This window comes from Streptomyces sp. NPDC088747 (genome assembly GCF_044751025.1).
Lineage (GTDB): Bacteria > Actinomycetota > Actinomycetes > Streptomycetales > Streptomycetaceae > Streptomyces.
Window position 1 is genome coordinate 218,017 of record NZ_JBIVKZ010000013.1, and the last position, 25,301, is coordinate 243,317.

The window sequence follows — 25,301 nt, forward strand, 5'->3', positions numbered from 1 at the left end:
CCTGGTCTCGCCCGGGAGGCTCGTCATGCGAGGGCTGACCGTCCGACGCGGGCCGGTCAGCCCAGCAGGCGGCGGTCGCGTACGGACAGGCCCTCGCGGCTCCAGACCTGGGCGAAGCGCGGATTCCGGGCCACGGAATCGGGATCCTTGCGACTCCGGCGATGCCGGACTCCCTTACGAACCGCGCCCTGTGTCCCCGGAGCGGGCGAGTGAGTCGTGATCGACGGTCTCCACGCGACCGGGGCAGGTGTTCCGGATGGTATCGACGTGGCCTTGGTCCTGGCCGGATTGGTCGCGGACGGCGACGTGGCGGAGGCCGCGCAACTCCCCATTTAGTACGTTCCCCAGCCGCCCTCAACTCGGGGACCAGGGAGGTCGCCCCTGCAGAGGTCGTCGAAAAACTGTTCAGTTGTTCGGATCCCATCTGTGACACGCATCACGATTGAACGCCGGAACTCGACGCCACCTCTACTCGACTACTGGAGAGGTATGGCGGCAACTGCCGTCTTCCGCAAGAGGGTTCCGATGCGACCAGGAAAGGCCGGGCATGGCCGATATTCCGTTGTCACCCCGCCCCGTCGGTGTGACCGCCCGCAGTTTGCTGCCTTCCCCCGCGCTGTGCGGCTTCCTGCTCCTGCTGGTGCTGGTGTTCTCGGTCTCGTACGCCGCCGGGACGGCGGCGGGGCCGGTGGCGCCTGGCATGCATGGCACGGGAAGCAGCGGCGGAGGGGGCGGTGACGGCACGGACGAGGCGCCGGGGACGAGCGGGAACATGGACGACATGCCGGGGATGGGCCACGGGAGCGGTGAGTGATGGCGGGCGAATCCATGGCGAGCCTCGTGGTCACCGACATCACCGTGGGCGGCATGACCTGTGCGGCTTGCGTCCGTCGGGTGGAGAAGAAGCTGGCCAAGCTGGAGGGCGTCACGGCCGCGGTCAACCTGGCTACGGGACTCGCCCGGGTCAGCCATCCGGCCACGGTGGCACCCGAGGACCTCGTCATCGCGGTCGAGCAGGCCGGGTATCAGGCCGCGTTGCCCGTGCGTGACGGCCCCACGGACCACGCGGAAGCGCACGAGGGCGATGCGGAGGCCCGCCGCGAGCGGGAACGGCTGCTGATCACCGCGCTGTTGGCGGTGCCGGTGCTTGTGCTGTCCATGGTGCCGGCCCTGCAGTTCCGCAACTGGCAGTGGCTGTGCTTCATGCTGGCCGCCCCGGTCGCGGTGTGGAGCGCATGGCCATTCCACATCAGGGCACTGCGAGGGCTGCGGCACTCCACGGCCACCATGGACACCTTGGTCTCGCTCGGGGTGGCGGCGTCGTTCGCCTGGTCGGTGTACGCGCTGTTCCTGGGCGGCGCGGGCGAAGCCGGGATGCGAATGTCGTTCAGCCTGGTGCCCTCCGCCTCCGAGGGCATGGCACACCTGTACCTCGAAGCCGCCGTGAGCGTGCCGCTGTTCGTGCTGGCCGGCAGGTTCCTGGAGGCGCGGGCCCGGCGGGGGACCGGGGCGGCGCTGCGGTCGCTGGCCGAGCTGGCGGCCAAAAAGGTGTCCGTGAAGGACGAGAACGGCGAGCGGTCGATTCCCATCGAGCAGCTGGGGCTTGGGCAGGTCTTCGTGGTGCGCCCCGGCGAGCGGGTCGCCACCGACGGGCGGGTGACGGAGGGCAGTTCCGCCGTGGACCTGGCTCTGGTCACCGGCGAGAGCCGGCCTGTGGAGGTGAGCCCCGGCTCGGCCTTGGTAGGCGGCGCGGTCAACGCCGGCGGACTGCTGCTCGTACGGGCCACGGCGGTCGGGGCTGACACCCAGCTGGCCCGGATCACCCGTCTGGTCACGGAGGCGCAGGCTGGCAAGGCGCGGGCGCAGCGGTTGGCCGACTCGGTCGCCGGGGTGTTCGTCCCCGTAGTCCTGGCCATCGCGGCCACCGTCCTCGGGTTCTGGCTGGGCGCCGGAGCCGATCCACAGGCAGCACTCACGGCCTGTGTGGCCGTCCTCGTGGTGGCCTGCCCGTGTGCGCTGGGACTGGCGACCCCGACAGCCCTGATGGCCGCCACCGGGCGCGGTGCTCAGCTGGGCGTGCTGGTGAGCGGGCCGCGGACGCTGGAGGCACTGCGGCACGTGGACACGGTCGTGCTGGACAAGACCGGCACCCTGACCACCGGTCACATGACGGTGGCCAAGGTCACCGCGATTCCGGGCGCGCTCGGACAGGGCGAGGTGGTGCGGCTCGCCGGGGCCGTGGAGCAGGGTTCCGAACATCCGATCGGGCGCGCGGTCACGACGTACGCGCGCCGCACGGAGACCGCTGCGCCGCTGCCGGACGTGACGGACTTCGCCGCGGTCCCGGGGCAGGGAGTCACTGGTCGTGTTGAGGGTCTGACGGTCGAGGTGGGCGCCCCCGATGAGAAGTTGCCGTGCGCGCTCGCCAAGGCGTTGAGCGCGGCGGAGGAAGCCGGGCACACCCCGGTCGTGGTGCGGGTCGACGGCCGGGCCACGGCGCTGATCGCCGTCGGCGACCTGGTACGCCCCGGAAGCTACCGGGCGGTGGAGCGGCTGCGCCGGCTCGGGATCCGCCCGGTGCTGGCCACCGGCGACCGCGGGGCGCCCGCCGAGGCCGTCGCCGCCGCGCTCGGCATCGACGAGGTGCACGCCCGCTGTACCCCCGAGGACAAGGCAGCCCTCGTACGGCAGTTGCGGGAGGAAGGGGCCCGGGTCGCGGTGGTCGGTGACGGAGTCAACGACGCCGCCGCGCTCGCCGGCGCCGACCTGGGTATCGCCATGGGCAGCGGCACCGACGTGGCCATCGGAGCGGCCGACCTGACCCTGGCCCGCGGGGACATCGAGGCGCTCGTCGACGCTGTCCTCCTCGCCCGGCGCACCCTGGGCACGATCCGGGCCAACCTGGTGTGGGCCTTTGGCTACAACGTCGTCACCGTGCCGCTGGCCATGGTCGGCCTGCTCGACCCCATGGTCGCCGCCGCGGCGATGTCGTTGAGTTCCGTGCTGGTGGTGGCCAACAGCCTGCGGCTGCGCGGCTGGCAGCCGTCGGGCGCCCCCGGCCGAGGGCGCGGAACGCGGAGCGCTAAGGCCGGTGCCCGATGAGCTGGATATCGGACCGGATGTCCTCGCTTCAGGGCCTCGATCGCAGGCGGGTGCGGGACGGGGCGCTGGCCGCCCTGGTGCCCGTCGCGGCGTGCAGTGTGGCACTCGCGGGCCTGACCACCTGGGTCGGCACAGGGCGGGCGGGAAGCCCGGCGCGTATCAGTGTCACCGGCGGGCGAGTCCTGCTGCCGTCCGCCGGAGTCCCGCAGACGGCCGCGTTCTTCGACATCTCCAACGCCGGCGGTTCGGCCGACACCCTGGTGCGGGTCACCGCACGGGGCGTGTCCGGCGACGTGACGCTCTCTCAGCACCGCATGCGGCAGGGGAACACGGCGTACGGGGCGACGATCGACTCCGTCTCCGTAGCGGCGGGTGACGGCCTCGCGATGTCGCCGAGCGGCGTCGACCTGACGGTGCCCGTGCGTTCGGGCGGGTGGCGTTCGGGTGATCTGGTGTCGTTCACCCTGGAGTTCCGGCGCAGCGGCCCTGTGAAGGCGTTGGCCGTTGTGGTGAAGCCCGGTTCGGTGTGGGTGCGGTAGGCGTTCTCCGCGATCTCCGAGTTCTCGTACGCACGCTGTGGGGTGTTCACTCGTTGTGAATGAGTCGGAGGGCAGGGCTCGTGCGTACCCCTGGTGACGTTGGAACGCCTGGTGCGAGGATGAGCGGGCTATGACTGTCCGAGGGTGGTGCCGTGCGGTGCGGGCAGGCGTGTTCGCCGCCGCCTGTGTGCTGCTCGCCGCCCTCGCGCACGCGCTCATGTCGGGGAGTTCGGTGCCCTGGGGGGCCATGGCCGCGGGAGCGGCCGGGGTCGGCGCGGTCGGCTGGCTGCTGGCCGGGCGGGAACGCGGCCACACCCTGATCGTCGCGGTCGTGACCGGGACCCAGGCGGTGCTCCACGAGACCTTCTCGCTGGCGCAGACGTCTGTCTCCGGCCCCACGAGCATGTCCCACCACACCGGTCCGTCGGCCGACATGGGCTCGATGCACATGGGCTCGATGGACATGGGATCCATGCATACGGGATCCATGGACATGGGATCCATGGGCGGAATGGACATGGCGTCCACCGCCCACGCGGCCCACGGCATGGCCGGGCTCGAACAGGCACAGGGCATGGTCGGCATGAGCGGTACGGCCTCGGTCGGGATGTTCGCCGGACACCTCCTGGCCGCCGTCCTGTGCGGACTGTGGCTGGCCCATGGTGAGCGGGCCGTCTTCCGTGTGCTGCGGGCGGCGGCGGCCTGGCTGGCGGCGCCCGTGCGGCTGCTGCTGGCCCTGCCCACACCTTTCCGCCGTCCGTCCGTACACAGGTGCCGTCCTGCCGCCGCTCCGGCCCCGGTGCGTCTGCTGCTGTGCTGTTCCCTCACCTTCCGCGGTCCGCCCGCGGGTGCAGCTGTCTGCTGAGACAGCCGGATCCACCGGAGCCCACCTCACCTCTCGCCCCGCCGTGCCCACGCACGCAGATGCGTCGGGGCGCTTCTCGCTCGGCGTGCCATGGGCCGCCGCAGGCGGAGCATTCCTGACGGGTTCCGGGTACCGCCGTATCTCTCCGTACGGACGCACCCCACGCGCCGGTGAGCCATGCCCCTGTGCGGGCCAGGCCCCCGGAAGACCCGAGAAGGACCTCATCTGATGACTCCTGCCCTGCCAGCTTCCCGGGCGGATCGCACCTCGGCGGACGTGTCGGCGACCGCCTGGGCGCTCGCCGCCCGCGGTGGCGACCCCGAAGCGGCCGACCACTTCGTGCGTGCCCTGCACGGTGACGTGCTGCGCTACGTCGCCCACCTCAGCGGTGATCCCCAGTCGGCGCACGACCTGACCCAGGACACCTTCGCGCGGGCGCTCGGCAGCCTGCACCGCTTCGAAGGCCGGTCCTCGGCCCGTACCTGGTTGCTGTCGATCGCCCGCCGCGCGGTGGCCGACAGCCTGCGACGTGCCGCGGTCCGCCCCCGGATCGCGGACGCCGTCGACTGGCGGACGGCGGGGGAACGCACCCAGCCGTGCGGCCTGCCGGGCTTCGACGACGGTGTAGCACTGCTCGACCTCCTGGAGCGCTTGTCCGACGAACGCCGGGAGGCGTTCCTGCTCACCCAGGTGGTCGGATTGCCGTACGAGGAGGCGGCTGGCTTCCTCGGCTGTCCCGTCGGCACTGTCCGGTCCCGGGTGTCCCGCGCACGCGTGGCCCTCGAAGCCCTGCTTCAGGGCGCCGAGGCGGCGGCTGCCCTGCCGGCCTGACACCTTTCCCGTTCCCCGCCGGAGCCGACGGTGTCGGTATCCCGGCGGCACGGTTCCTCGGACGGAATCGTGCCGCCGGGAACGCGAAAGCGGTCGCGGACGGCTCCTGCGGCGCGGGAATCGGCATCAAGGTGTTCCAGTGTCCGGTACCTCGGTTGTCGCCGCCCGAACGCTGCCGGGCCATCCGCCGCACAACCGGAGGCGGCGGCCGGTCCCGTGGCGACACCGCTGCCGGCCGGCGGCAACGCACTCGCGCTGCTGCTCGCACCACCGCGTACGACGGGCCGGTCCGTCCCTGTCTCCCCTGCACCCGTTCACCTGCGATGACAGGAGGAGACACCAACTCTCCCGCGGTCCAACAGAATTGACGGAATCTCGTGGGAACTCCCCGGCTCCTTCCCCCGACTACTACTGCGACACCGATCCGCCGGCCGGTCGGTGCCGTGGCGGCCAGAAGGGGCCCGTATGACACCCGAGATAGAGAACGCCTTCACGGCGATCAGAGGCGAGCACGGCGCGGACTCCGTCGAACGTGTGGAACGAATGCTGGAACCGAGCGGGGCAGGGGAGCGTCACCCGCTCCAGCACGGGGCCAAGTGGATCCTGCCGGGGCTGTCCCCGACCCCCTGGCACGATCCCCGCGGCCATCCCGAACTGACCCCCGTCGTCGAGGCGTTGGAAGCCGCTCATCCGGCGATCAAGGAGGAGCTGGCCGCGGCCTGGGCGGAACACCGGGAGGCTTTCTCGGACTACGAGCACTATCTGACCCGCCAGGAGGACTGGCAGGCCCTCTACCTGTACCGGGACGGCGGACTGGTCGGGGAGTCGGCCGGTACCGTGCCCACGGCGTACAAGGTGCTCGACGAGTTCGCCGTCGGCACGGGAAAGATATGCCCCCTGCTGGAAAGCCATTTCTCCACCCTGCTGCCGGGCGCGGCCATCGCCCCGCATTGTGATCTGTGGAACTTCAGCATCAATCTGCATCTCGCCGTGGACATTCCGGACGGTTGCGGCATCACCGTGGCCGGCGAAACCCGTTCCTGGGTGGAGGGGAAGTGCCTGCTCTTCGACTACTCATTCGAGCACGAGGCGCGCAATGACGGCGAACTCCCCCGCACCTGCCTTCTCGTAGACCTCTGGCATCCAGAGACAACTATTCCAGAACGTCAGGCCCTCACCGTGCTCATCAGCGAGATCAGACGCCTCATGGCGGATGGCTGACCGCCTGAATTACACCCGGAAAAGCATCCGTCAGTAGGGCACTGTCGGAAATCAGTGCTGCCTTGAAATGGTGGTTATGCTTTTCATGTCTGTTCTTCTGTGGAGCATTCTCGATCCCTCTTTCGAGTGTTAGGGTGAGCGGAATCGATCGACCGATTCTCTATTCCCTCCATTGATTTCCGTTGATAGGTGAGGAGGATTTCGACCGGTGCGGGCACGACTGTCTCTTCTTGTTCTGGCGCTGGCCCAGCTGGTCATCGCTCTCGACTACAACATCGTCTACGTCGCTCTCCCCGAGATAGGAACCGGCCTCGGTTTCTCTCCGCACGACCTCCAGTGGGTGGTCAGCGCCTACGTCGTGGCGACGGGAGGCTTCCTCCTTCTGGGCGGCCGTACGGCCGATCTGCTGGGCCGGCGCCGGACCTTCGTGGTCGCCGCCCTCGTCTACGCGGGCTCGTCGCTGGTGGGCGGACTGTCGGAGTCGGCGGGCGTCCTGATCGCGGTCCGCGCGGTGCAGGGCATCGGTGGCTCGCTGCTCTTCCCGGCCACCCTCGCCCTGATCAGCACGATCTACGAGGAGGGTCCCGCCCGGAACCGGGCCCTGGCGGTGTGGGGCGCTGCGGGAGCCGGAGGGCTGTGCTTCGGGTCGCTGCTCGGCGGGGTGCTCGTCGAGGCGTTCGGCTGGCCCTCGGTGTTCTTCGTCAACGTGCCCGTGGCGGCGGCGCTGGCGTGGGCGGGATGGCGGCTCTTCCCCGCGGACAGGCCGCGCACCGGCACCCGGCGGTTCGATGTCACCGGCGCACTGACTGCCACGGGCGGCATCACACTCTTCGTGTTCCTGTTGGTGCACGCCCCCGAAGCCGGCTGGGGCAGCCCGGCCGCTCTGTTCAGCGCGGCACTCTCGATCACCCTGCTGACCGTCTTCGCGTTCGTCGAGACCCGCTCGCGGGATCCACTGGTGCCAGCACGGATGTTCGCCCACCGGGGCCTGGTCGCCGCGATGGCGATCACCGCGATCTACAGCGCTGCCTTCAGCTCGCTGCCCTACTTCCTGACCCTCTACTTCCAGAACGTACGCGGCTACAGCGCGTTCGCTACCGGTCTGGCCTTCCTCGTCCCGGCCGTGGTGACCGCGCTGGGCACTCAGGCCGGCGAACGGGCCGTCGCCCGGGTCGGGGTGCGCCGCATGCTGGTCGGCGGTATGGCGCTCGGCTCGGCGGGAGCCGCGGCACTCGGGCTCGCGCTCACCGCCGATGGCTCGTACCCGCTGCTGCTGCCGGGGATCGTGCTTCTCGGGCTCGGTCAGGGCGCCGCCTGGACCGGCATGTGGATCGTCGCCGCCTCCGGAATCGCCGCCGAGGACCAGGGCGTTGCCTCCGGCATGGCCTCCACCACCCTCCAGGTGGGCGGGGCGGTCGGCCTCGCCCTGCTGGTCGCCCTGTCCGGCGGGGTGGGCCAAGGGCCGCCGGACGAGGCCCTGTTGACCGGGATACGCGCCGCCGTGTTCGCCGCGGCAGCTGTCCTGTGCTGCGGCATCCCGCTCGCCCTCGGCCTGCACAGAGCCGCCCCCGCCACCGCATAGCCGCCTCACCCCGCTCTTCTTCTCACCCCACGAGGAGTACAGCTGTGCCCAGCGACACCCTCAGCCCGCCCACCCCCGCGGCTGTCCTGTGCGGACTGGCCGGATGGGTACCGCCCCGTGTGGTCACCAATGACGAACTCGCCGCGCGCCTTGACACCGACGACACCTGGATCCGTACCCGCACCGGGATCCGCAGCCGCCACGTCGCCGAGCCCGGCCAGGCCACCTCCGACCTCGCCGTCGAGGCCGGCCGGCTCGCCCTGGGCTCAGCGGGCGGGGAGCCCGCCGACGCCGTCATCGTCACCACGACCACCCCCGACCGCCCCTGCCCGGCCACCGCGCCCGCGGTGGCCACCCGCCTCGGTCTGTCAGGAGCCGCGGCCTTCGACGTCGGGGCCGTGTGCACCGGATTCGTGTACGGCCTGGCCACCGCCGCGGGCCTGATCGCCTCCGGTGTCGCCCAACGGGTCCTGCTGATCGGCGCGGACACCTACTCCACCATCGTCGACCCGCTGGACCGGGCCAACGCGATCATCTTCGGGGACGGAGCCGGAGCGGTCGTCCTGCGCGCCGGACACCCGGGTGAACCCGGCGCCGTCACCTACTTCGACCTCGGCAGCGACGGCGCCCACGAGGACCTGATCATGGTCGCCGCCGGAGGCTCCCGCCGAGGTGCCACCGCCGTCGAAACCACCCACGCCGAACGGCACTTCGCGATGCGCGGCAAAGAGGTCTACCGGCACGCGGTGACCCGCATGGCCGCCTCGGCCAGGGCCACCCTGGACAAGGCCGGCTGGAAGACCGACGACGTCGACCACTTCGTGCCCCACCAGGCCAACCTGCGCATCCTGCACTCCGTCGCCGACGACCTGGACCTGCCCCGGGAGCGCTGCGTGAGCAACGTCGACACCGTCGGAAACACCGGAGCCGCCTCGATCCCGCTCGCCCTCGCCGACGCCACCACCCAACAGCGGATCCGCGCCGGCGACCGTCTCCTGCTCACCGCTTTCGGCGGCGGCCTCACCTGGGGCTCCTGCCTCCTGACCTGGCCCGAGCTCGCCGAACACCCGCAACCGGAACGGACCACACCATGACCACCTACGAACAGCTCGTCGACCTCATCGTCAAGCTGCACCACGTTCCCGCCGACCTGATCCGTCCCGAGGCCACCCTCGGCGCACTGGACGTCGACTCCCTGACCACGGTCGAGATCAGCATCCGCGTCGAACGCGACCTCGGTGTCTCCGTCGGCGACGACGAACTCCGGCCCGACCTCACCCTCGGCGAGATCGCCGACCTCGTCGACTCCCGTCGTACCAGCACCGTCTGACCACCGAAAGGACTCCCAGCCATGCAGATCAAGGACCAGCCCGGCGCGGCCCTCGGCGCGATCGTCGAGGACTTCGACCACACCACGGCCTCCGACGACGACATCCGGGCCCTGAAGCAGACCGTCTACACCAAGAAGATCGCCGTGCTGAAGGGACAGGATCTCTCCCCACAGCAGTTCCTCGCCCTCGGCCGGCGTCTCGGGCGCCCCGAGACCTACTACGAGCCGATGTACAAGCATCCCGAGGTCCCGGAGATATTCGTCTCCTCCAACGTCCCGGAGAACGGCAAGCAGATAGGCGTGCCGAAGACCGGCAAGTTCTGGCACGCCGACTACCAGTTCATGCCCGACCCCTTCGGCATCACTCTGATCCACCCGCAGGTCGTCCCGGAGAAGAACCGTGGCACGTACTTCATCGACATGGGCCGGGCGTACGAGCGGCTGCCCGAGGAGTTGAAGAAGGAGATCACCGGGACGCGCTGCCGGCACTCGGTGCGCAAGTACTTCAAGATCCGCCCGCATGACGTCTACCGCCCGATCTCCGAGATCCTCGAGGAGGTCGAGACGAAGACGCCGCCAGCTGTCCAGCCCACCACCTTCACCCACCCGATGACCGGGGAGACGGTCCTCTACCTCAGCGAGGGCTTCACCGTCGGCATCGAGAACCAGGACGGCGAACCGCTCGACGAGGAACTCCTCAAGCGCCTTTTCGAGGCCACCGGTCAGCTCGACGACACCTTCGAACACGAGGGCATCCACCTGCAGAGCTTCGAGAAGGGCGACTTGCTGGTCTGGGACAACCGCAGTCTCATCCACCGCGCCCGCCACACCACCACTCCTGAGCCGACCGTCTCCCACCGTGTCACCGTCCACGACGAGCGCAGGCTGCACGACGGGATACGCACCGCGTGACCGCGCACGTCGGCGACCGTGCCGAAGCCCCGCCGCAGCGGTCGTATGCCACCGACGAGGAACTGCTGGCCCGGGTGCTGGCGCCCTACAAGGCGCACTGCAAGTACCTGAGATCCGCCGAGGTCACGGCCGCCGCAGGACTCGCCTCGGCGCGCTGCGCCTTCGCGATCCCCGAGTCCTGCTACATCGACGACACCGGCCATCTGAACTCGGTCGAGGTCAACATCGCCTACAACCAGATGATGTACTACCTGGTCGCCAAGTCGGTGAAAGAGAAGTTGCTGACCGGGTTCGAGGACTGGACCCTCGACGACTTCTGGCGCCACCAGCTCCCGGACATCCTCATCGCCCGCTTCGCGTCCAACTTCCGGCGGCCCGTCAACCCCCGTGACTTCACCGGGGAGATGGAGTTCCGCTCCGTGACCCGGCGCACTCCCGGCGGCGGCAGTCCCTTCCTCCACGCCCAGACCGTGTTCCGCTACCAGGACGCCAACGGCGGCCGGAGCGACGGCGAGGCGACCCTCGCGTTCGTCAACGTCACCTGACCCAACGGAGGCAGAGCTTTCATGGAGACATCCACGGCGCCGCAGCACCAGGGCGGCAAGCTCCACCATCCCGAACTGAGCACCCTCGTCCAGACCGCGCGCTTCCACGCCGGCCGTCAGCCCGCGGCCACCGCGGTGATCTGCGAGGACCGCACCCTGACGTACGCGGACCTGCACCGCAACAGCAACCGCCTCGCGCACGCCCTCAAAGCCGCGGGACTCGCCGAGGGCGACCGGGTGGCCTACCTGGGCAGGGAGTCCGAGCACTACTACGAGATCCTCTTCGCCTGCGCCAAGACCGCCACCGTGCTGGTCCCGGTCAACTGGCGGCTCACCGCGCCCGAGGTCAGCCACATCCTCCAGGACTCGGGTACCCGACTGCTGTTCCTGGAGGAGGAGTTCGCCCCGATCGTCGAGGGCATGCCCACCGAGCCTCCCGGGACCGTCGTGCACCTGAGCGCGATCGAGACCTGGAGCGCCGAACAGCCAGACCGGGAAACGGAGTTCGACGCCAACCCCGACACCCCCCTCGCCCAGCTCTACACCAGCGGAACCACCGGCCTCCCCAAGGGAGTCGTGCTCGCCCACCGCAGCTTCTTCGCGATCCGGGACGGGCTCGCGAGCGAGCGACTGGACTGGATCGACTGGCGTACCGGTGACATCGCCCTGATAGGCATTCCCGGCTTCCACGTCGGCGGCCTGTGGTGGGCCACCCAGAACTTCAACGCCGGCACGACAGTGGTGGCGATGCGCGCCTTCGCCGCCGGGCAGGCCGTGGACCTCATCCGCGACCTCGGCATCACCACCGCCTGCGTCGTTCCGGCCATGCTGCGCATGATGCTCATCGAACCGGGGGTGAGCGCGAAGGACTTCACCACCCTGCGCAAGACCGTGTACGGCGGCTCCCCGATCTCGGAGGCACTGCTGGAGGAGAGCCTCGCGGTCCTGGACTGCGAGTTCGCCCAGATCTACGGCCTGACCGAGACCGGCAACACCGCCGTCTGCCTGCCCCCGGCCGCCCATGTCCCCGGCGGCCCGCTCATGCAGTCCGCCGGACATCCCTACCCGGGGGTGCGGGCCAAGGTGATCGACGACCAGGGCCGTGAACTGCCCCCGGGCGCGGTCGGCGAGGTCTGTCTGCACACCCCGGCCCGGATGGTCGAGTACTGGGGACTGCCCGACAGGACGGCGGAGACGCTCGTCGACGGCTGGATCCACACCGGGGACGCCGGCTACCTCGATGAGGACGGTTACGTCTTCATCCGCGACCGCATCAAGGACGCCATCCTCGTCGCCGGCGAGAACGTCTATCCCGCCGAGATCGAGAACGTCCTGGAGCACCACCCCGGCGTGGGGGAGGCGGTCGTGGTCGGCATTCCGGACGAGCGGTGGGGCGAGAAGGTGCACGCCTTCGTCGTGCCCGCCGCGGGCGACCGGCCCAGCCCCCGTGACCTGCACACCTTCCTCGTCGGGCGGCTGGCCGCGTTCAAACTGCCCGCGAGCTACGAGTTCACCGACCACATCCCGCGCAACCCGAGCGGCAAGGTCCTGCGGCGTGAGCTGCGCGACCGTTTCTGGAGCGACTCCGCGCGCAAGGTCAACTGACCGGCCCGCCCGCGCCGTTTCCGCCCCGGCGCGGGCGAACCGCCACACCACCGCACAGCACCGGCGTACCACCGGCACATCACCGGACGAGCACCGAGAGAGAGCCCCCATGCCCGAACCCCTCACCTTGGACGGCTTCCGCGCGGACCTGGCGGAGTGCCTGTTCCTGGAACCCGCCGAAGTCGATCTCAAGGACAGCCCGTTGGACTCCGGGCTGGACTCGCTGCGCATAGTCACCCTGCTGGAGCGCTGGCAGGCCGCGGGCGCCGAGGTGACCTTCGTCGAACTCGCCGAGCGCACCACCTTCGCCCAGTGGTGGCAGCTACTGTCCGAACGCCGGCAGGGAGCGGACCGTGCCGAAGCCTGAGCGCCGCCCGCTGCTGGCCGCCCAGGAGGGCATCTGGACCGGCCAGCAACTCGACGAGGACAGCCCCGCCTACAACACCGCCGAGTACCTGCGCATCGCAGGTCCGCTCGACCCGGATGTCTTCGACCGGGCCCTGCACCATGTCGTCGCCGAGACCGAGGCCCTGAACGTCACCTTCGACACCGACGGCACAGGCCGCCCCTGGCAGATCGACACCCCGGCCGGCGACTGGCAGACCCACATCGCCGACCTGACCGCCGAAACCGACCCGCACGCCGCCGCCCTGGCCTGGATGGACCAGGACATGGCCCGCCCCGTCGACCTCACCCGCGACCGGGTCTTCGGCCACGCCCTGCTGCGTACCGCACCGCGGGAGTTCCTCTGGTACCACCGCATCCACCACATCGCCCTCGACGGCTTCGGCCTGTCGCTGGTGGCCCGGCGGGTGGCCGAGGTCTACACCGCCCTCATGGCGGGTGAAGCCATCACCGGGAACGGCTTCGGCACCCTGGAGTCCGTCCGCGTCGAGGAACGGGGCTACCGCGAGTCCGCCCGCCGCACCACGGACCGGGCGTACTGGACCGACCGCTACGCCGACCGTCCGCCGGTGGCCACCCCGGCGGGCCGGTCAGCCCTGCCCGCCCGCACCTTCCACCGCCATGTCACCGACCTCGCCCCGGACCGGGTCGACACCTTGCGCGAGGTCGCCCGCCAACTGTCGGTCACCTGGTCGGAGGTGCTGCTCGCGGCCACTGCCGCCCAGTTGCACAGGGCGACCCGGGCACCGGAAATCGTCCTGAGCCTGCCGGCGATGGGCCGCCTGGGCTCGGTCTCCCTGCGGGTGCCCGCCATGGTGCGCAACATCCTGCCCCTGCGGGTGCCCGTCGCCCCCGGCGACAGCCTCCGCGACCTCGCCCCCAGGGTTTCGCGCGAACTGCGCGCCGGCCTCCCGCACCAGCGCTACCGCTACGAGCAGTTGCGCCGCGACCTGAAACTGGTGGGCGGGCAGCGCCGGTTGTCCGGGCCGGGCGTGAACATCATGCCGTTCGCGTACGGCCTGACGTTCGCCGGTCATCCCAGCACCGTGCACAACGTGTCCGCCGGACCGGTCGACGACTTGGCCGTCAACGTCTACGACCGCGGCGACGGCACCGGGCTGCGGGTCGCCGTCGACGCCAACCCCGACCTGTATACGCGGGCCGACACGGTCGGTTTCCAGGAGGGTCTGCTCGCTCTGCTGGAGGAGGCTCTCGCCGAACCGGACCGGCCGCTCGGCGCTCCGCACGCGCACGGGACCGCCCTCGTCCTGGACGGCGGCCCGCTGCCCGCACCGGCCCGCCCCGTGCTGAGCCTGATCGCCGACCACGCGGCCCACCGGGGCGGGGCCGTCGCCGTCGAGCACGCCGGAGACACCCTCACGTACGCCCAACTCCTCGGTGCGGCACGGCACATCGCCGACCGACTGAGCGCCCGGGGCGTCACCCGCGGCGATGTGGTGGCGGTCGCCCTGCCCCGTTCCACCGGCGCCGTCACCGCCGTCCTCGGCGTGCTGCTGGCCGGCGCCGCCTACTGCCCCCTCGACCCGAAGGCACCGGCAGACCGCACGGCCCGCCTGCTGGCGGACACCGCCCCGGCGCTCGTCCTGACCACCGGTGAGCGCGCGGGCGACTTCGCGGACTGTGCCGTACTCCCGCTGGACGCACCGGAGACCGCACACGTCGGCGTCACCGCGTCACAGAAGCCCGGTGCCGCGTCCGTCGGACCAACGGACCTCGCGTACGTCCTGCACACCTCGGGCTCCACCGGCCGCCCCAAGGGCGTGGCGGTCGGCCACGGTGCGCTGGCCCACTTCGTCGCCGCCGCCACCCACCGCTACGGCCTGCGCCGCGAGGACCGCGTCCTCCAGTTCGCCCCGCTGCATTTCGACGCCAGCGTGGAGGAGATCTTCCTGCCCCTGTGCGCCGGAGCCACCCTGGTGATCCGGACCGACGACATGACCGAGTCGGTGCCGCGTTTCCTCGACGCCTGCGACCGGCTCCGGGTGAGCGTCCTCGACCTGCCCACGGCCTATTGGCACGAGCTCGCCTACGCGGTCTCGACCGGCGCCGCCGCCCTGCCCGAGGGGGTGCGGACCGTCGTCATCGGTGGCGAGGCCGCCCTGCCCGAACGCGTCGAGCGCTGGCGCAAGGCGGTCGGCACCTCCGTGGCGTTGCTGAACACCTACGGTCCTACCGAGGCGACCGTGGTCGCCACCGTCGCCGACCTGCACGCGCCCGGCCTCGCCGCCGGCGACGTTCCCATCGGCCTGCCCCTGCCCGGCACCAGGGCGGCGGTGGCCGACGGCGAGCTGTACCTGCTGGGCCCCACCCTCGCCGACGGCTACCGTCCGGACGTGCCGGACGGCGCGCGCTTCGCCCCGCTCACCGCCCTCCCCGGCGCCCCCCGCGCCTATCGCACCGGGGACCTCGTCCGCGTCGGTGAGGACGGCCAACTGCGCTACCTCGGGAGGGCCGACACGGAGTTCAAGATCAGTGGGCATCGGGTGCAGCCCGCTGAGGTCGAGAGTGCTCTGCTCACCCATCCCGGGGTCCGGGAGGCGGTCGCGGCCGGACAGATCCTGCCCGACGGCACCCGGCGCCTGGTGGCTCACCTCGTGGCCGAGGGCGCGGTACCGTCCGCCACCCAGGTGCGGGAACACCTGCGGGCCCGGCTGCCGGCCGCGCTGATCCCCAGCGCCGTCGAGTTCGTCGAACGGCTGCCACGCACCAGCTCCGGCAAGATCGACCGGGCCGCGCTCCCCGAACCGGCCGCACACCAGGTCCCGGTCACCGGAAGCCCGTTGGAGCAGGCCATCACCGGCGTCTGGCGGCAGATCCTTGGCGCCGACGCCGTAGCCGTGGACGACGATGTCTTCGACGTGGGCGCCCAGTCCCTCCAGGCCATCCAGGCAGCCAACCGGCTCGGGGTGGAACTCGGCCGGGACGTCAAGGTCGCCTGGCTGTTTCAGCACCCCACCGCCGCCACCCTGGCCCGCTTCCTCGCAGACACGGAGCCTGACGCAGGGCAGCCGAGCTCCGCCCCGGCCGCGCTCCCGCCGAGCCTCCTGGCCGACGCCGAACTGGACCCGGGTATCCGCCCCGGCATCGGACGCGCTCCCGGTGACACTCCCCGGCGCGTCCTGCTCACCGGTGCCACCGGCTTCGTCGGCGCGCATCTGCTGGCCCGGCTGCTGGCCGACACGGAGGCCGAGATCGTCTGCCTGGTACGGGCGGACGGCGCGCCCGAGGCCACCGCCCGCGTCCATGCGGCCCTGACCCGGCACGGCATCACCCTCGACGCACGGGCGTCGACCCGACTGACAGCCCTGCCCGCCGACCTCGCCCGTCCCAGCCTCGCCCTGTCACGGGAAACCCTGTCCGATCTCGCCGCGAGCTGCGACGCCATCCTCCACAACGCCGCGACCGTCAGCATCATGCGCGACTACGCCACCCTGCGCGCCGCCAACACCGAGTCCACCCGGCAGCTCCTGCGCCTGGCGGCCGTACGCACGACCCCCCTGCACTACGTCTCCACGCTGTCCGTGGCACCGCCGGAGAGCCACAGCCCCGAGGTGCCGGAGGCGTTCCTGCCGCCCCACGAAGGTCTGCGCTCCGGCTACCAGCAGACCAAGTGGGCCTCCGAAAGGCTCCTGGAACAGGCGGTGGAACGCGGTCTGCCGGTCACCGTCCACCGGCTGGGCCGGGTTGTCGGGCCCTCCGGCACGGGATACGTCAACGAGCGGGACTTCCTGTGGAGCGTGCTGCGGGCGGGCATCCCGGCGGGGATCGTCCCGGAGCTGTTCGAGGACGAGGTGTGGACCCCGGTCGACTTCGTGGCCAGGTCCCTCGTCCACCTGTGCCTGCACCCGGCCGCGACGGCGCCCGGCCCGGTCTTCAACCACGCCACACTGCCCCGCGTACGGCTCGCGGACGTCTACGACCGGGTGCGGGAGTACGGCTATCCGGTACGGACCCTGCCGCTCGCACGCTGGCGGGAGTCGCTGCCCCGCTCGGCCGACGTCGCCGCCACGACACTCGCCTACTTCGATACCGCTGAACAGAGCGCCGCCACCGGTCTGCGCCTCGGCCGCGTCCACTCCGGCAACGTCCGCACCGGCCTCCAGGACAGCGGCATCAGCTGCCCGCCCATCGACCGTGACCTGGTCTTTCGCTACCTGGACCGCTGTGTGGCCGGGGCTGTGCTGCCCGCCCCCGAAAGGCTGCGCCGGCCCCGAGCCGGAATGCCCGCGAAATAGTGCGCAACTGCCGGGAACTCACAGCCACTTCGCCCCGACTACTACGACAGAAACCCTTCAGCCCATGAGCAAGTCCTCACGCAAGGAGCCCGCATGTCGATGAACCGGCCGGCCGCCGCAGCCCTGGCCGCGGCCCTCTGCCTGCTCACGGCGGCATGCGGCTCCTCGTCCGACGACCAGTCAAGCGCGAAGCCGACCGAAGCCGCGGCCGCGAACACGAAGAACGGCTACCCCGTGACGCTGGACAACTGCGGTCACAAGGAGACCTTCGAGAAGGCGCCCAGCCGGGTCGTCGTGATGAACGGCGCCTCCGTCGGCGAGGTCTCCACCCTCCTCGCCCTCGGCCTCGGAGACAAGATCATCGCCAACCAGCAGAGCTACGGCATGTCCGAGGTGCCGGGCCGGGCCGCCGCCATCGGGAAGCTCCCCACCGGGAACGTCAAGCCCAACGACGCCTACGACGTCCCCCGCGAGGCCATGCTCGGACTGCGCCCCGATCTCGTCCTGTCCACCACCTCGTACGGCTTCGACGGGAAGAACGGCTTCGCCGACCGGGACCAGCTGAAGGACGTCGGCGCCAACAGCTACGTCTCCCCGCAGGGCTGCGGCCAGGACAACTCGAAGATGACCATCGCCGACAGCTACACGCTGCTGCGCGACATGGGCAGGATCTTCGGCGTCAGTGACAGGGCCGAGAAGCTGATCGCCGCCTCCGAGAAGAACATCGCGGCGGTCTCGTCGAAGGTCAAGGACGAGAAGAAGCCGAAGGTCATGATCCTCTTCACCAACATGTCCATGGGCAGCAACGACTTCAGCTCGGTCGTGGCCAAGGGCATCTACAACGACATCCTCGCCAAGGCAGGCGGCAGCAACCCGTTCGAGAACGCCTCCAAGACCTCCTTCGCCGACCTGAGCAAGGAGAAGGTGGCCGCCACCGACGTCGACGCCCTCGTCGTCGTCGCCTACAACGACCCCGACCCGGCGGCCTACGCCGAGAAGCTGCTCAAGGAGTTCCCCCAGTGGCCGGCCGCCAAGAACCACACGTACGTGACGCTGTCCGACTCGATCTACATCGGCCCGAGCAACGACCTGGCCGTGGAGAAGATCGCCAAGACGCTGCACCCGGACGCCTTCTGACCCGGTTGAGGCTCCCGCTGGCGTTCACGCTCCTGCCCGTCGCGCTCGTCGCCACCATGATCGTGGCGGTCAGCATCGGCGCGGTGAACATACCCGTCGGTGACGTGTGGAGCATCGTCCTCCACCACGTCACCGGCGCGGGAACGGCGCCCTCCGACCCGGCGCTGGACCAGATCGTCTGGAACTTCCGCACCCCGCGGGTGGTCCTCGCGGCCCTGGTCGGCGCCGGCCTGGCCGTGACCGGAGCAGTCCTGCAGACCGTGGTGTCCAACCCGCTGGCCGACCCCATCGTGCTGGGCTTCTCCTACGGCGCCACACTCGGCGCGGTCCTCGTCATCACCCTGGGCGGCGGCGCCGCGCTCGCCGGGCTCGGGGTGTCGGCGTCGGCCTTTCTCGGCGCGGTCGCCGCGGGCGCCCTGGTGTTCGCGCTCGGCCAGCGGCGGGGACGGCTGTCACCGGTCCGGCTGGTGCTGGCGGGCGTGGCCATCGGCTACGTCTTCCTCTCCGCGACCAGCTTCGTCCAACTCCAGGCCACACCGACCGAGTTGCGGACGGTGATGTTCTGGATGCTGGGCAGCGTGGCCGGAGCCGAGTGGGACCAGATTCCCACGGTCACCGTGGTCGTGCTCGTCACCACCACGCTCCTGACCCTGTTCGGCCGCCGCCTCAACGTCCTGCTGGCCGGCGACGAGTCGGCCACCGCGCTCGGCGTCGACGTCAACCGGCTGCGGGCCATTCTGCTGGTCCTGAGCGCGCTGCTCACCGGCACGGTCATCGCCGTCGCGGGCAGCATCGGCTTCGTCGGCCTGATGATCCCGCACCTGGTACGCCTCACCACCGGCGCCGACCACCGCAGGCTCCTGCCCCTGACCGCCCTGCTCGGTGCCGTCTACCTGGTCCTGGTCGACCTGCTCTCGCGCACCCTGAACCGCCCCAACGAACTGCCGCTGGGCATCCTCACCGCACTGCTCGGCGCCCCCTTCTTCCTGTGGCTGCTGCGCCGCAACAAGGGTTTGGACTGACCGTATGAAACTGACCGTCGACCGGCTCCACGTCACGCTGGACCGCAACCCGATCCTGCGGGATGTGAGCCTGGAGGCCCGCAAGGGCGACATCGTCGGCCTCGTCGGCCCCAACGGCAGTGGAAAATCAACCCTGTTGCGTACGGTCTACCGCTCGCTGCGTCCGGCGGACGGGGCTGTCAAGGTGGGCGAGGACGACGTGTGGGCGCTGTCCCCCCGTGCCGCGGCCCGCCGTACCGCAGCCGTCCTCCAGGAGGCGGGCGGCAACACCACCGGTCTGACCGTCACCGAGATCGTGGCCCTGGGCCGTGCCCCTCATCACGGTCTGCTGGGCCGTGACGGGGCCGAGGACCACGCGGCCGTGTCCGACGCCATCGACCGCTGCGGTGTACGGCCGTTCGCGGACCGCGACTACGCCTCCCTGTCCGGAGGCGAACGCCAACGCGTTCTGCTGGCACGCGCGTTGACCCAGAACCCGCAGCTGCTGGTCCTGGACGAACTCACCAACCACCTCGACATCCGGGCCCGGTTCGAGCTCCTCGACCTCATCCGCGCCACCGGGATCACCACCCTCGCCGTCCTGCACGACCTCGACCTCGCCGCGCGCCTCTGCGACCATCTGGTCATCCTCCACGAGGGAACGGTGGCCGCGGCCGGGCCAGTCCTTGAGGTGCTCACCCCGGAACTCCTCGCCGATGTCTTCGGCGTCCGTGCGCGCACCGAGCGGCACGCCGACGGCATCGTGCGGATCACGTACGCGGCCCGCCCCCTCGCGAACGGTGAGCGTCAGGAGACGAACGGTGGGAGCGTGGACGACGACCAACGCCTCGCCGAGCCCGCCGACCGCCAACGACGTTGTAGAGCAGGTTCGTGGGTGTCACGGCCGGGCTCGGCACGCCCAGCACGCTGACCTGAACGGGCAGCAGGAAGACCGCTCCGGAGACGCCTACGGGCGCGGTGGTGACCGATATCAGCAGCCCGGTGGCGAAACCGAGCAGTCCCGTCGAGCACTCCACGACGTATCCCTCAGCACTCGTCGACCTGCACCCGGAACAGGCTCCCGATCAGGCATTTCCCGTTCTCGTTCTCGTGAACGATCCCGCACTGATCCAACCGCCTCGTGAGGCGGGGAACAACTGCCGTCCTCCCCCGTGACTCGTGAGCAGAGCCGGCCTGGCGTTCGCCTGGCTTGCGGTCAGGTACGGGTGTTGAGGTAGTGCACTTCCGGGTCCCACCGTTCCCGTGCCGGGTTCCTGCACCACTGGCACAGCGGGTAGCCGCCGGATCCGTACCGGTGGGTCTTGCGCCGGCAGCCGGCGCAGAGACCGACCAGGTCGCCGGGGCAGGCCAGTGCGCAGGGGTCGGGTTCGCTGAGGGGCGGCGGGGGAGTGGTGGTCATCGGCGGGGCCTCTGCTCTGGATGATCAGCGCAAGTTGCCCAGTTGGGATGCCCTGCAGACGGGCAGGGCCACCTGGCCGCGGCGCTGACGCCGTCACCTGGACGACGGACGGGCGGTTCCGGAACGTGTCGACTGCCATGACGGCCCGGAGTCTCTCGTTCCGGCTCACCCGGCGGGCAAACGGGCGGCCCCCGACCGCACGTCGGCGCGGGTCCGGGGCCAGTGACACCTGTCGCGCCGAGGCACCGGTTCGATGCCTCTTCGGTGCGCAGGACCGCAGAGCCGGTCGGCTACGAGGCGGTCTTTGTCCCGATGCCGTGGGCGAGGAGGCTCTCGGCAGTGTCCTCGATGGTGTCTTCGATAGGGCGCGCTCGCCATCCGAGCAGCTTCTCCGCCTTGGTGCTTGTGGCGTCGAGATCCCGGCCGAGCTGGTGCTTGAGCAGTCGCAGTTCCGGGTTCACGATGCTCAGCGTGCGTGCGGCCCAGAGGGGCAGTTCGCGGGTCGGGGCCTTCGCGGCGCGCTCACCGAGGCGGTCGTGCAGGATGCGTGCGATGTCGATGACACGCAGGCTGTGCCCGGCGATGGCCAGGAAGCGTTCGCCGGCGGCTGCCGGATCGGTCATCGCGCGCAGGTGCAGATCCGCGACGTCGCGTACGTCGACGAAGCCCATCCCGAAGGGAGGGCACGCAGGAACCTGTCCTTCGAGCATTCGGCGGACCAGACGCAGGGATGGCGGGTCGTCCAGGCCGAGCAGGGGTCCAAGGACCCCCACGGGGTGAACCGCCGCCAGTTCCAGGCCGCCGCCTTCGTCCTGGACGAACTGCCAGGCGGCGCGTTCGGCGAGGGTCTTGGACCGCTGGTAGGGCGGGATGTCGGTGTCGACGTCTGTCCAGTCCTCCTCGGTGAACGGGGTGGAGCGCGGGGGGTGCCCGATCCCGATGGCGCCGAAGGCGCTGGTCAGGACGGTCCGGCGCACACCGGCGTCGCGGGCTGCGCGCAGCACCCGCAGGACGCCCTCGCGTGCCGGAACCACCAGGTCGTCATCGTTGGCCGGTGTGTGGCGCAGGGTCGGCGAGGCGACGTGGAGGACGTAGTCGCAGCCGGTGACGGCAGCGTCCCAGCCGTCGGAGTGTTCGAGGTCGGCGCGTACGACCGTGAGTCGGTCGTCGTCGAACGGTGTGGCCGCGTGCAGCCAGGACCGCAGCGCCGGCTCGCGCCGCAGGTCGCGGACCGTGGTGCGGACGGTGTGCCCAGCATCCAGCAGGGCCTGGATGCACCAGCTCCCGATGAAGCCGGTTCCTCCGGTGACCAGTACTCGTGTCATCTGTCTCTCCTCATCTCTCGACTCGTGCGGTAACTCGTGCGGTAAGCGGTGGCAGCGGGTGCGTCGCTCGGTGGCGCTGGGCGGCGGCCACGCTGCTTCCGAGGAGCGCGTGGCCGATCATGATCGGGTAGATCACGGCGCGCTCGAACAGGCCGATGTTCCACATCCAGCCCGTGAACACGTCGGTCATGAAGAGGGGGAACGCGATCAGTCCGGCGGTGCCGAGAGTGATGCTCGCGATCGACCGGCCCCTGGTGAGACCGATGCGGGTTCCGCCGGCTCCGACGACGATCGCCATGATGTTTCCGGCGAGCATGACGCCCTGCGCGCCGAAGGTGTGGAAGGCGATCAGGCCGTTGTCGACGTTGGCGTTGGAGCCCTGGAAGATGCCGACGAGCGAGACCCCGACGCCGGCGAGGACGGCGAGGATCATGATGATGATCGGGCGGGCGCCCTTGCGCGGGTCGAACACGAGGAACGCGCCGACGATCAGGAGGCTGCCGTAGATCACCCAGCCGGTGTCCATGACGGCGCCGAGGAGGAGTGGGCGACCTGCCCGAATGCGCTCTGCGGCGGGCCGGTCAGGCCGAGGTGGCTGACCCAGGTGTCCAGGGGCGAGTACGGCGGGTCCTGCCATGCGGCGGCGGTGGGGAGCTCGGCGGCCCAGGACACGAGCGGGCCGACAAGGATGAGGAGGGCTCCGGCGCGGCCAGCGGCGCCGGAGCGGACGATGGGATTCACGCGAGAGCCATGCCGGGCACGCGTCGGCGGATGGCCTCCATCTCGGCCTCGTCCGAGACGCCCTGCCAGTCGTAGCGGGGGGTGTACGGGGCTTCCAGGGCGCGCACGTCGTCGTCGGTGAGGTCGATGTCGAGGGAGGCCACGGCCTCGTCGATCTGCCGGACCGAGCCGGCGCCGACCAGCGGCGCGGTGACGACCGGCTGGCGTCGCAGCCAGGCGAGCGCGACCTGCGCGCGGCTGACGCCGTGCGTGGCGGCGACCTTCCCGACGGCGTCGATGATCGCGTGGTTGGATGCCTCCTCGGCCGGCGAGTAGAGCAGGTCCGCGTAGGCGCCGTCCGTCTCGGAGCGCACCGTCGAGCGGGCGTCGTTCCATGCGCGGGTGAGGCGGCCGCGGGCCAGCGGCGACCAGATGATGGTGCCGACGCCCTCGTCCAGGCACAGCGGGATCATCTCGCGCTCCTCCTCACGGGCGAGGAGGTTGTAGTGGTCCTGCATCGACACGAACCGCGCCCAGCTGCTTTCCTTCTGCAGGCGCAGCGCCTTTGCGAACTCCCACGCGTGCATGGACGAGGCGCCGAGGTAGCGGACCTTGCCGGCCTTCACGAGGTCGTTGAGTGCTTCGAGGGTCTCCTCCCAGGGGGTGGAGTGGTCGTTGCGGTGGATCTGGTAGAGGTCGATGTAGTCGGTGCCCAGGCGGCGCAGCGAATGGTCGACCTCGGTCATGATCGCCTTGCGTGACAGCCCCCGTCCGTTGGGTCCCAGCCGCATGGGGTGGCGCAGCTTCGTGGCGATCACCACTTCGTCGCGGTCGGCGAAGTCCTTGAGCGCCCGGCCGAGGATCTCCTCGCTGGAACCGTTGGAGTACATGTTCGCGGTGTCGAAGAAGTTGATCCCCGCCTCCAGCGCGTGCTTGATGAGCGGGCGCGCGTCCTGTTCGCCCTTCGACCAGACGGGGTGCCCGCGGTCGGGTTCGCCGTAGGTCATCGCGCCGATCGCGATCGGGGATACGTCGAGGCCGGTCGTGCCGAGCTTGATGTAATGCATGACGCTCCTTAGAGTATGTGGAGAGCTCTCCAAATAACGTAGTGGAGAACTCTCCACTTAGCAAGGTGAGGTTCTGTGGTCCGCTCGGACGCCCGCGAGAACAGGGCGCGCATCCTCGCCGCCGCACGCGAAGCACTCGCGGCGGACGGCAGCACGTCGATGAACCAGATCTCCCAGCGCGCGGGAGTCGGCGCGGGCACCCTGTACCGCAACTTCCCCACCCGCGAATCGCTGGTCCTGGCCGTCTACCAGGACGAGGTGGCACGCATCACCGGCACCGCTCCCGACCTGTTGGCCCAGATGCCTCCACTGGAAGCACTCCGCCACTGGACGGTGGACCTCGTCGAGGTCATGCGCAGAAAACACGGCCTCGGCGACGCCCTCGGCCCGGGCGCGCACCAGGCGATCAGCGAGCAGAGCTACGGGCCGGTCATCGCCGCGATCACCCAGCTCCTCGACGCAGGCAAAAGGGACGGAAGCATCCGCCCGGACGCCGACCCGGGCGACTTCCTCCAACTCACCGGCGCGCTGTGGCGCGCAGCGTCCACCCCCGAGGACCGGGCGCCCCACATGCTCGCGCTCATCCTCGACGGACTCCGCACGCACCGGTAGGCACCGTGCACGCGACAGTGCCCGTCAGATGAACGACTCTTCTGCGGAATCAGATTCGTCAAGCTCGCGTTGCTTTGCCCTGTCGGACGCCGATGACCGGTAGGAGCTGAGCTGTGCCGGGTGCCGTGATCTGCCGGGGTGTCGGCCCGGCCGGGGGCGGGGTATCGGCGAGTCCGCCGAGGAACCGGTCGATCGCGGTCTGGCCATGAGTGAGGGCGGCTTGCTCGTCCTCGGTGAGCGGGATCGAGACGGCCATCCTCTGCCCGTCTTCCGAGAGGCATCGCACCGCCCCGGGGCTCAGCTTGTCACTGGCTGGCATCCATTGGGTCAGAACGAAGCCCACCCAGCCGCGCATGCCGGCAGGCCGAGCGGCAGGTGACGACCGAACCCGGAGGCTCAGATAGGAGTTTTCCCCGGTAACTACGTGACAACCGCGACACACAACCGCGAACAACCGTGGATGTCAGCGGACCATCAGCGCAGGTGACGGGCGCAGCAGGCCCAGGAAGATGACCGTCCCCAATTGCTTCGGGACGAAGAGGTCGTGGGGTCAAATCCCGCCACCTCGACAGCTGAAACTCCAGGTCAGGCCCGGTACTGAGAGATCAGTACCGGGCCTGATTTGCGTTGGGGGCCAGACCAGCCGGTAGCCGACCTCCGGGAACAGACACATCGCGAGCAGGAAGTAGACGCCGACCCGCGATGGCAGATCCCGTAACCGGCGCTGCACGCACCGATTCCCATCCAGCACGGCCTCGACGAGGTCGAACGGAGACCTCCGTCAACTCGCCCAGATGGCCGGGCGCGAACCGGCCTTGAGTAACGG

The 25,301-nt window shown here is 70.3% G+C and carries 25 protein-coding genes and 1 pseudogene; 18 read left to right on the forward strand and 8 right to left on the reverse strand.

Annotation, left to right across the window (positions count from 1 at the left end; translation table 11 throughout):
* Positions 1 to 547: 547 nt before the first annotated feature.
* The 17 genes from ACIP79_RS28355 (at position 548) to ACIP79_RS28435 (ending at position 20,262) form a co-directional block, all read left to right on the forward strand.
* Positions 548 to 814, forward strand: coding sequence for a hypothetical protein (locus tag ACIP79_RS28355; protein WP_401227629.1), 267 nt, complete (start codon positions 548 to 550; stop codon positions 812 to 814).
* A complete protein-coding gene (locus ACIP79_RS28360; RefSeq protein WP_401227631.1) occupies positions 814 to 3,102 on the forward strand; it encodes a heavy metal translocating P-type ATPase in 2,289 nt (762 codons plus the stop codon). The genes ACIP79_RS28355 and ACIP79_RS28360 overlap by 1 nt, the downstream gene beginning before the upstream one ends.
* Positions 3,099 to 3,641 carry a copper chaperone PCu(A)C gene (locus ACIP79_RS28365; RefSeq protein WP_401227633.1) on the forward strand — a complete coding sequence of 181 codons (543 nt, stop codon included), beginning with the start codon at positions 3,099 to 3,101 and terminating at the stop codon, positions 3,639 to 3,641. The genes ACIP79_RS28360 and ACIP79_RS28365 overlap by 4 nt, the downstream gene beginning before the upstream one ends.
* 130 nt (positions 3,642 to 3,771) lie before the next feature.
* Entirely contained in the window at positions 3,772 to 4,506 is a 735-nt protein-coding gene (locus tag ACIP79_RS28370) for a hypothetical protein (RefSeq protein WP_401227635.1), read from the forward strand.
* Positions 4,507 to 4,731: 225 nt separating this feature from the next.
* Positions 4,732 to 5,337, forward strand: a complete 606-nt coding sequence (locus tag ACIP79_RS28375; protein ID WP_401227713.1) for a sigma factor — start codon at positions 4,732 to 4,734, stop codon at positions 5,335 to 5,337.
* A gap of 465 nt (positions 5,338 to 5,802) precedes the next feature.
* Positions 5,803 to 6,558 carry an aspartyl/asparaginyl beta-hydroxylase domain-containing protein gene (locus ACIP79_RS28380; protein WP_401227636.1) on the forward strand — a complete coding sequence of 252 codons (756 nt, stop codon included), beginning with the start codon at positions 5,803 to 5,805 and terminating at the stop codon, positions 6,556 to 6,558.
* Positions 6,559 to 6,766: 208 nt separating this feature from the next.
* Positions 6,767 to 8,140, forward strand: a complete 1,374-nt coding sequence (locus tag ACIP79_RS28385) for an MFS transporter (protein WP_401227637.1) — start codon at positions 6,767 to 6,769, stop codon at positions 8,138 to 8,140.
* A 44-nt stretch (positions 8,141 to 8,184) separates the two neighbouring features.
* Entirely contained in the window at positions 8,185 to 9,234 is a 1,050-nt protein-coding gene (locus ACIP79_RS28390; RefSeq protein ID WP_401227638.1) for a beta-ketoacyl-ACP synthase III, read from the forward strand.
* Positions 9,231 to 9,470 (forward strand): acyl carrier protein, encoded by a 240-nt coding sequence (locus tag ACIP79_RS28395; RefSeq protein WP_401227639.1) that lies wholly within the window; start codon positions 9,231 to 9,233, stop codon positions 9,468 to 9,470. Before ACIP79_RS28390 ends, ACIP79_RS28395 begins: the two co-directional genes overlap by 4 nt.
* 21 nt (positions 9,471 to 9,491) lie before the next feature.
* Entirely contained in the window at positions 9,492 to 10,382 is an 891-nt protein-coding gene (locus ACIP79_RS28400) for a TauD/TfdA dioxygenase family protein (protein WP_401227640.1), read from the forward strand.
* Positions 10,379 to 10,927, forward strand: a complete 549-nt coding sequence (locus tag ACIP79_RS28405) for an FcoT family thioesterase (RefSeq protein WP_401227641.1) — start codon at positions 10,379 to 10,381, stop codon at positions 10,925 to 10,927. The genes ACIP79_RS28400 and ACIP79_RS28405 overlap by 4 nt, the downstream gene beginning before the upstream one ends.
* A gap of 21 nt (positions 10,928 to 10,948) precedes the next feature.
* Entirely contained in the window at positions 10,949 to 12,532 is a 1,584-nt protein-coding gene (locus ACIP79_RS28410) for a long-chain-fatty-acid--CoA ligase (RefSeq protein ID WP_401227642.1), read from the forward strand.
* A 109-nt stretch (positions 12,533 to 12,641) separates the two neighbouring features.
* Positions 12,642 to 12,899, forward strand: coding sequence for a phosphopantetheine-binding protein (locus tag ACIP79_RS28415; protein ID WP_401227643.1), 258 nt, complete (start codon positions 12,642 to 12,644; stop codon positions 12,897 to 12,899).
* On the forward strand, positions 12,886 to 17,193 hold the full coding sequence (locus tag ACIP79_RS28420; RefSeq protein ID WP_401227644.1) for an amino acid adenylation domain-containing protein: 4,308 nt from the start codon (positions 12,886 to 12,888) through the stop codon (positions 17,191 to 17,193). The genes ACIP79_RS28415 and ACIP79_RS28420 overlap by 14 nt, the downstream gene beginning before the upstream one ends.
* Positions 17,194 to 17,286: 93 nt before the next feature.
* Positions 17,287 to 18,330 carry an ABC transporter substrate-binding protein gene (locus tag ACIP79_RS28425; RefSeq protein ID WP_401227645.1) on the forward strand — a complete coding sequence of 348 codons (1,044 nt, stop codon included), beginning with the start codon at positions 17,287 to 17,289 and terminating at the stop codon, positions 18,328 to 18,330.
* 56 nt (positions 18,331 to 18,386) lie between these two features.
* Positions 18,387 to 19,352, forward strand: coding sequence for a FecCD family ABC transporter permease (locus tag ACIP79_RS28430; protein ID WP_401227715.1), 966 nt, complete (start codon positions 18,387 to 18,389; stop codon positions 19,350 to 19,352).
* Positions 19,353 to 19,356: 4 nt separating this feature from the next.
* A complete protein-coding gene (locus ACIP79_RS28435; RefSeq protein WP_401227646.1) occupies positions 19,357 to 20,262 on the forward strand; it encodes an ABC transporter ATP-binding protein in 906 nt (301 codons plus the stop codon).
* Here ACIP79_RS28435 and ACIP79_RS28440 read toward each other — a convergent pair.
* From ACIP79_RS28440 to ACIP79_RS28465, 6 genes and pseudogenes are all read right to left on the reverse strand, one after another.
* Positions 20,162 to 20,368 (reverse strand): annotated as a pseudogene (locus ACIP79_RS28440) (sulfite exporter TauE/SafE family protein); the annotation flags it as partial. The gene ACIP79_RS28435 and the pseudogene ACIP79_RS28440 overlap by 101 nt on opposite strands.
* 179 nt (positions 20,369 to 20,547) lie before the next feature.
* Positions 20,548 to 20,751: a hypothetical protein gene (locus ACIP79_RS28445; RefSeq protein WP_401227647.1), complete on the reverse strand. Its 204-nt coding sequence runs from the start codon at positions 20,749 to 20,751 to the stop codon at positions 20,548 to 20,550.
* Between the two features lie 290 nt (positions 20,752 to 21,041).
* Positions 21,042 to 22,076, reverse strand: coding sequence for an SDR family oxidoreductase (locus ACIP79_RS28450; protein ID WP_401227648.1), 1,035 nt, complete (start codon positions 22,074 to 22,076; stop codon positions 21,042 to 21,044).
* A gap of 10 nt (positions 22,077 to 22,086) precedes the next feature.
* Positions 22,087 to 22,602 (reverse strand): hypothetical protein, encoded by a 516-nt coding sequence (locus ACIP79_RS28455; RefSeq protein ID WP_401227649.1) that lies wholly within the window; start codon positions 22,600 to 22,602, stop codon positions 22,087 to 22,089.
* Positions 22,584 to 22,817 carry a hypothetical protein gene (locus ACIP79_RS28460; protein WP_401227650.1) on the reverse strand — a complete coding sequence of 78 codons (234 nt, stop codon included), beginning with the start codon at positions 22,815 to 22,817 and terminating at the stop codon, positions 22,584 to 22,586. Before ACIP79_RS28460 ends, ACIP79_RS28455 begins: the two co-directional genes overlap by 19 nt.
* Positions 22,814 to 23,863 carry an aldo/keto reductase gene (locus ACIP79_RS28465; protein WP_401227651.1) on the reverse strand — a complete coding sequence of 350 codons (1,050 nt, stop codon included), beginning with the start codon at positions 23,861 to 23,863 and terminating at the stop codon, positions 22,814 to 22,816. The genes ACIP79_RS28460 and ACIP79_RS28465 overlap by 4 nt, the downstream gene beginning before the upstream one ends.
* Positions 23,864 to 23,938: 75 nt before the next feature.
* On the opposite strand from ACIP79_RS28465, the gene ACIP79_RS28470 reads away from it, so the two are divergent.
* Positions 23,939 to 24,475, forward strand: a complete 537-nt coding sequence (locus tag ACIP79_RS28470; protein WP_401227652.1) for a TetR/AcrR family transcriptional regulator — start codon at positions 23,939 to 23,941, stop codon at positions 24,473 to 24,475.
* A 58-nt stretch (positions 24,476 to 24,533) separates the two neighbouring features.
* Here the strand turns inward: ACIP79_RS28470 and ACIP79_RS28475 are convergent, their stop codons facing one another.
* Positions 24,534 to 24,731 carry a hypothetical protein gene (locus ACIP79_RS28475; RefSeq protein WP_401227653.1) on the reverse strand — a complete coding sequence of 66 codons (198 nt, stop codon included), beginning with the start codon at positions 24,729 to 24,731 and terminating at the stop codon, positions 24,534 to 24,536.
* A gap of 294 nt (positions 24,732 to 25,025) precedes the next feature.
* Complete coding sequence (locus ACIP79_RS28480; protein ID WP_401227654.1) at positions 25,026 to 25,226, reverse strand: transposase domain-containing protein; 201 nt, start codon at positions 25,224 to 25,226, stop codon at positions 25,026 to 25,028.
* Positions 25,227 to 25,301: the final 75 nt, after the last annotated feature.

What these genes read in the sequence shown, in the direction of transcription:
- ACIP79_RS28355 (WP_401227629.1), top strand. Translation starts at nt 548, where the DNA reads ATGGCCGATATTCCGTTGTCACCCCGCCCCGTCGGTGTGACCGCCCGC.
- ACIP79_RS28360 (WP_401227631.1), top strand. Translation starts at nt 814, where the DNA reads ATGGCGGGCGAATCCATGGCGAGCCTCGTGGTCACCGACATCACCGTG.
- ACIP79_RS28365 (WP_401227633.1), top strand. Translation starts at nt 3,099, where the DNA reads ATGAGCTGGATATCGGACCGGATGTCCTCGCTTCAGGGCCTCGATCGC.
- ACIP79_RS28370 (WP_401227635.1), top strand. Translation starts at nt 3,772, where the DNA reads ATGACTGTCCGAGGGTGGTGCCGTGCGGTGCGGGCAGGCGTGTTCGCC.
- ACIP79_RS28380 (WP_401227636.1), top strand. Translation starts at nt 5,803, where the DNA reads ATGACACCCGAGATAGAGAACGCCTTCACGGCGATCAGAGGCGAGCAC.
- ACIP79_RS28395 (WP_401227639.1), top strand. Translation starts at nt 9,231, where the DNA reads ATGACCACCTACGAACAGCTCGTCGACCTCATCGTCAAGCTGCACCAC.
- ACIP79_RS28400 (WP_401227640.1), top strand. Translation starts at nt 9,492, where the DNA reads ATGCAGATCAAGGACCAGCCCGGCGCGGCCCTCGGCGCGATCGTCGAG.
- ACIP79_RS28410 (WP_401227642.1), top strand. Translation starts at nt 10,949, where the DNA reads ATGGAGACATCCACGGCGCCGCAGCACCAGGGCGGCAAGCTCCACCAT.
- ACIP79_RS28415 (WP_401227643.1), top strand. Translation starts at nt 12,642, where the DNA reads ATGCCCGAACCCCTCACCTTGGACGGCTTCCGCGCGGACCTGGCGGAG.
- ACIP79_RS28425 (WP_401227645.1), top strand. Translation starts at nt 17,287, where the DNA reads ATGTCGATGAACCGGCCGGCCGCCGCAGCCCTGGCCGCGGCCCTCTGC.
- ACIP79_RS28430 (WP_401227715.1), top strand. Translation starts at nt 18,387, where the DNA reads ATGATCGTGGCGGTCAGCATCGGCGCGGTGAACATACCCGTCGGTGAC.
- ACIP79_RS28435 (WP_401227646.1), top strand. Translation starts at nt 19,357, where the DNA reads ATGAAACTGACCGTCGACCGGCTCCACGTCACGCTGGACCGCAACCCG.
- ACIP79_RS28445 (WP_401227647.1), bottom strand. Translation starts at nt 20,751, where the DNA reads ATGACCACCACTCCCCCGCCGCCCCTCAGCGAACCCGACCCCTGCGCA.
- ACIP79_RS28450 (WP_401227648.1), bottom strand. Translation starts at nt 22,076, where the DNA reads ATGACACGAGTACTGGTCACCGGAGGAACCGGCTTCATCGGGAGCTGG.
- ACIP79_RS28455 (WP_401227649.1), bottom strand. Translation starts at nt 22,602, where the DNA reads ATGGACACCGGCTGGGTGATCTACGGCAGCCTCCTGATCGTCGGCGCG.
- ACIP79_RS28465 (WP_401227651.1), bottom strand. Translation starts at nt 23,863, where the DNA reads ATGCATTACATCAAGCTCGGCACGACCGGCCTCGACGTATCCCCGATC.
- ACIP79_RS28475 (WP_401227653.1), bottom strand. Translation starts at nt 24,731, where the DNA reads ATGGCCGTCTCGATCCCGCTCACCGAGGACGAGCAAGCCGCCCTCACT.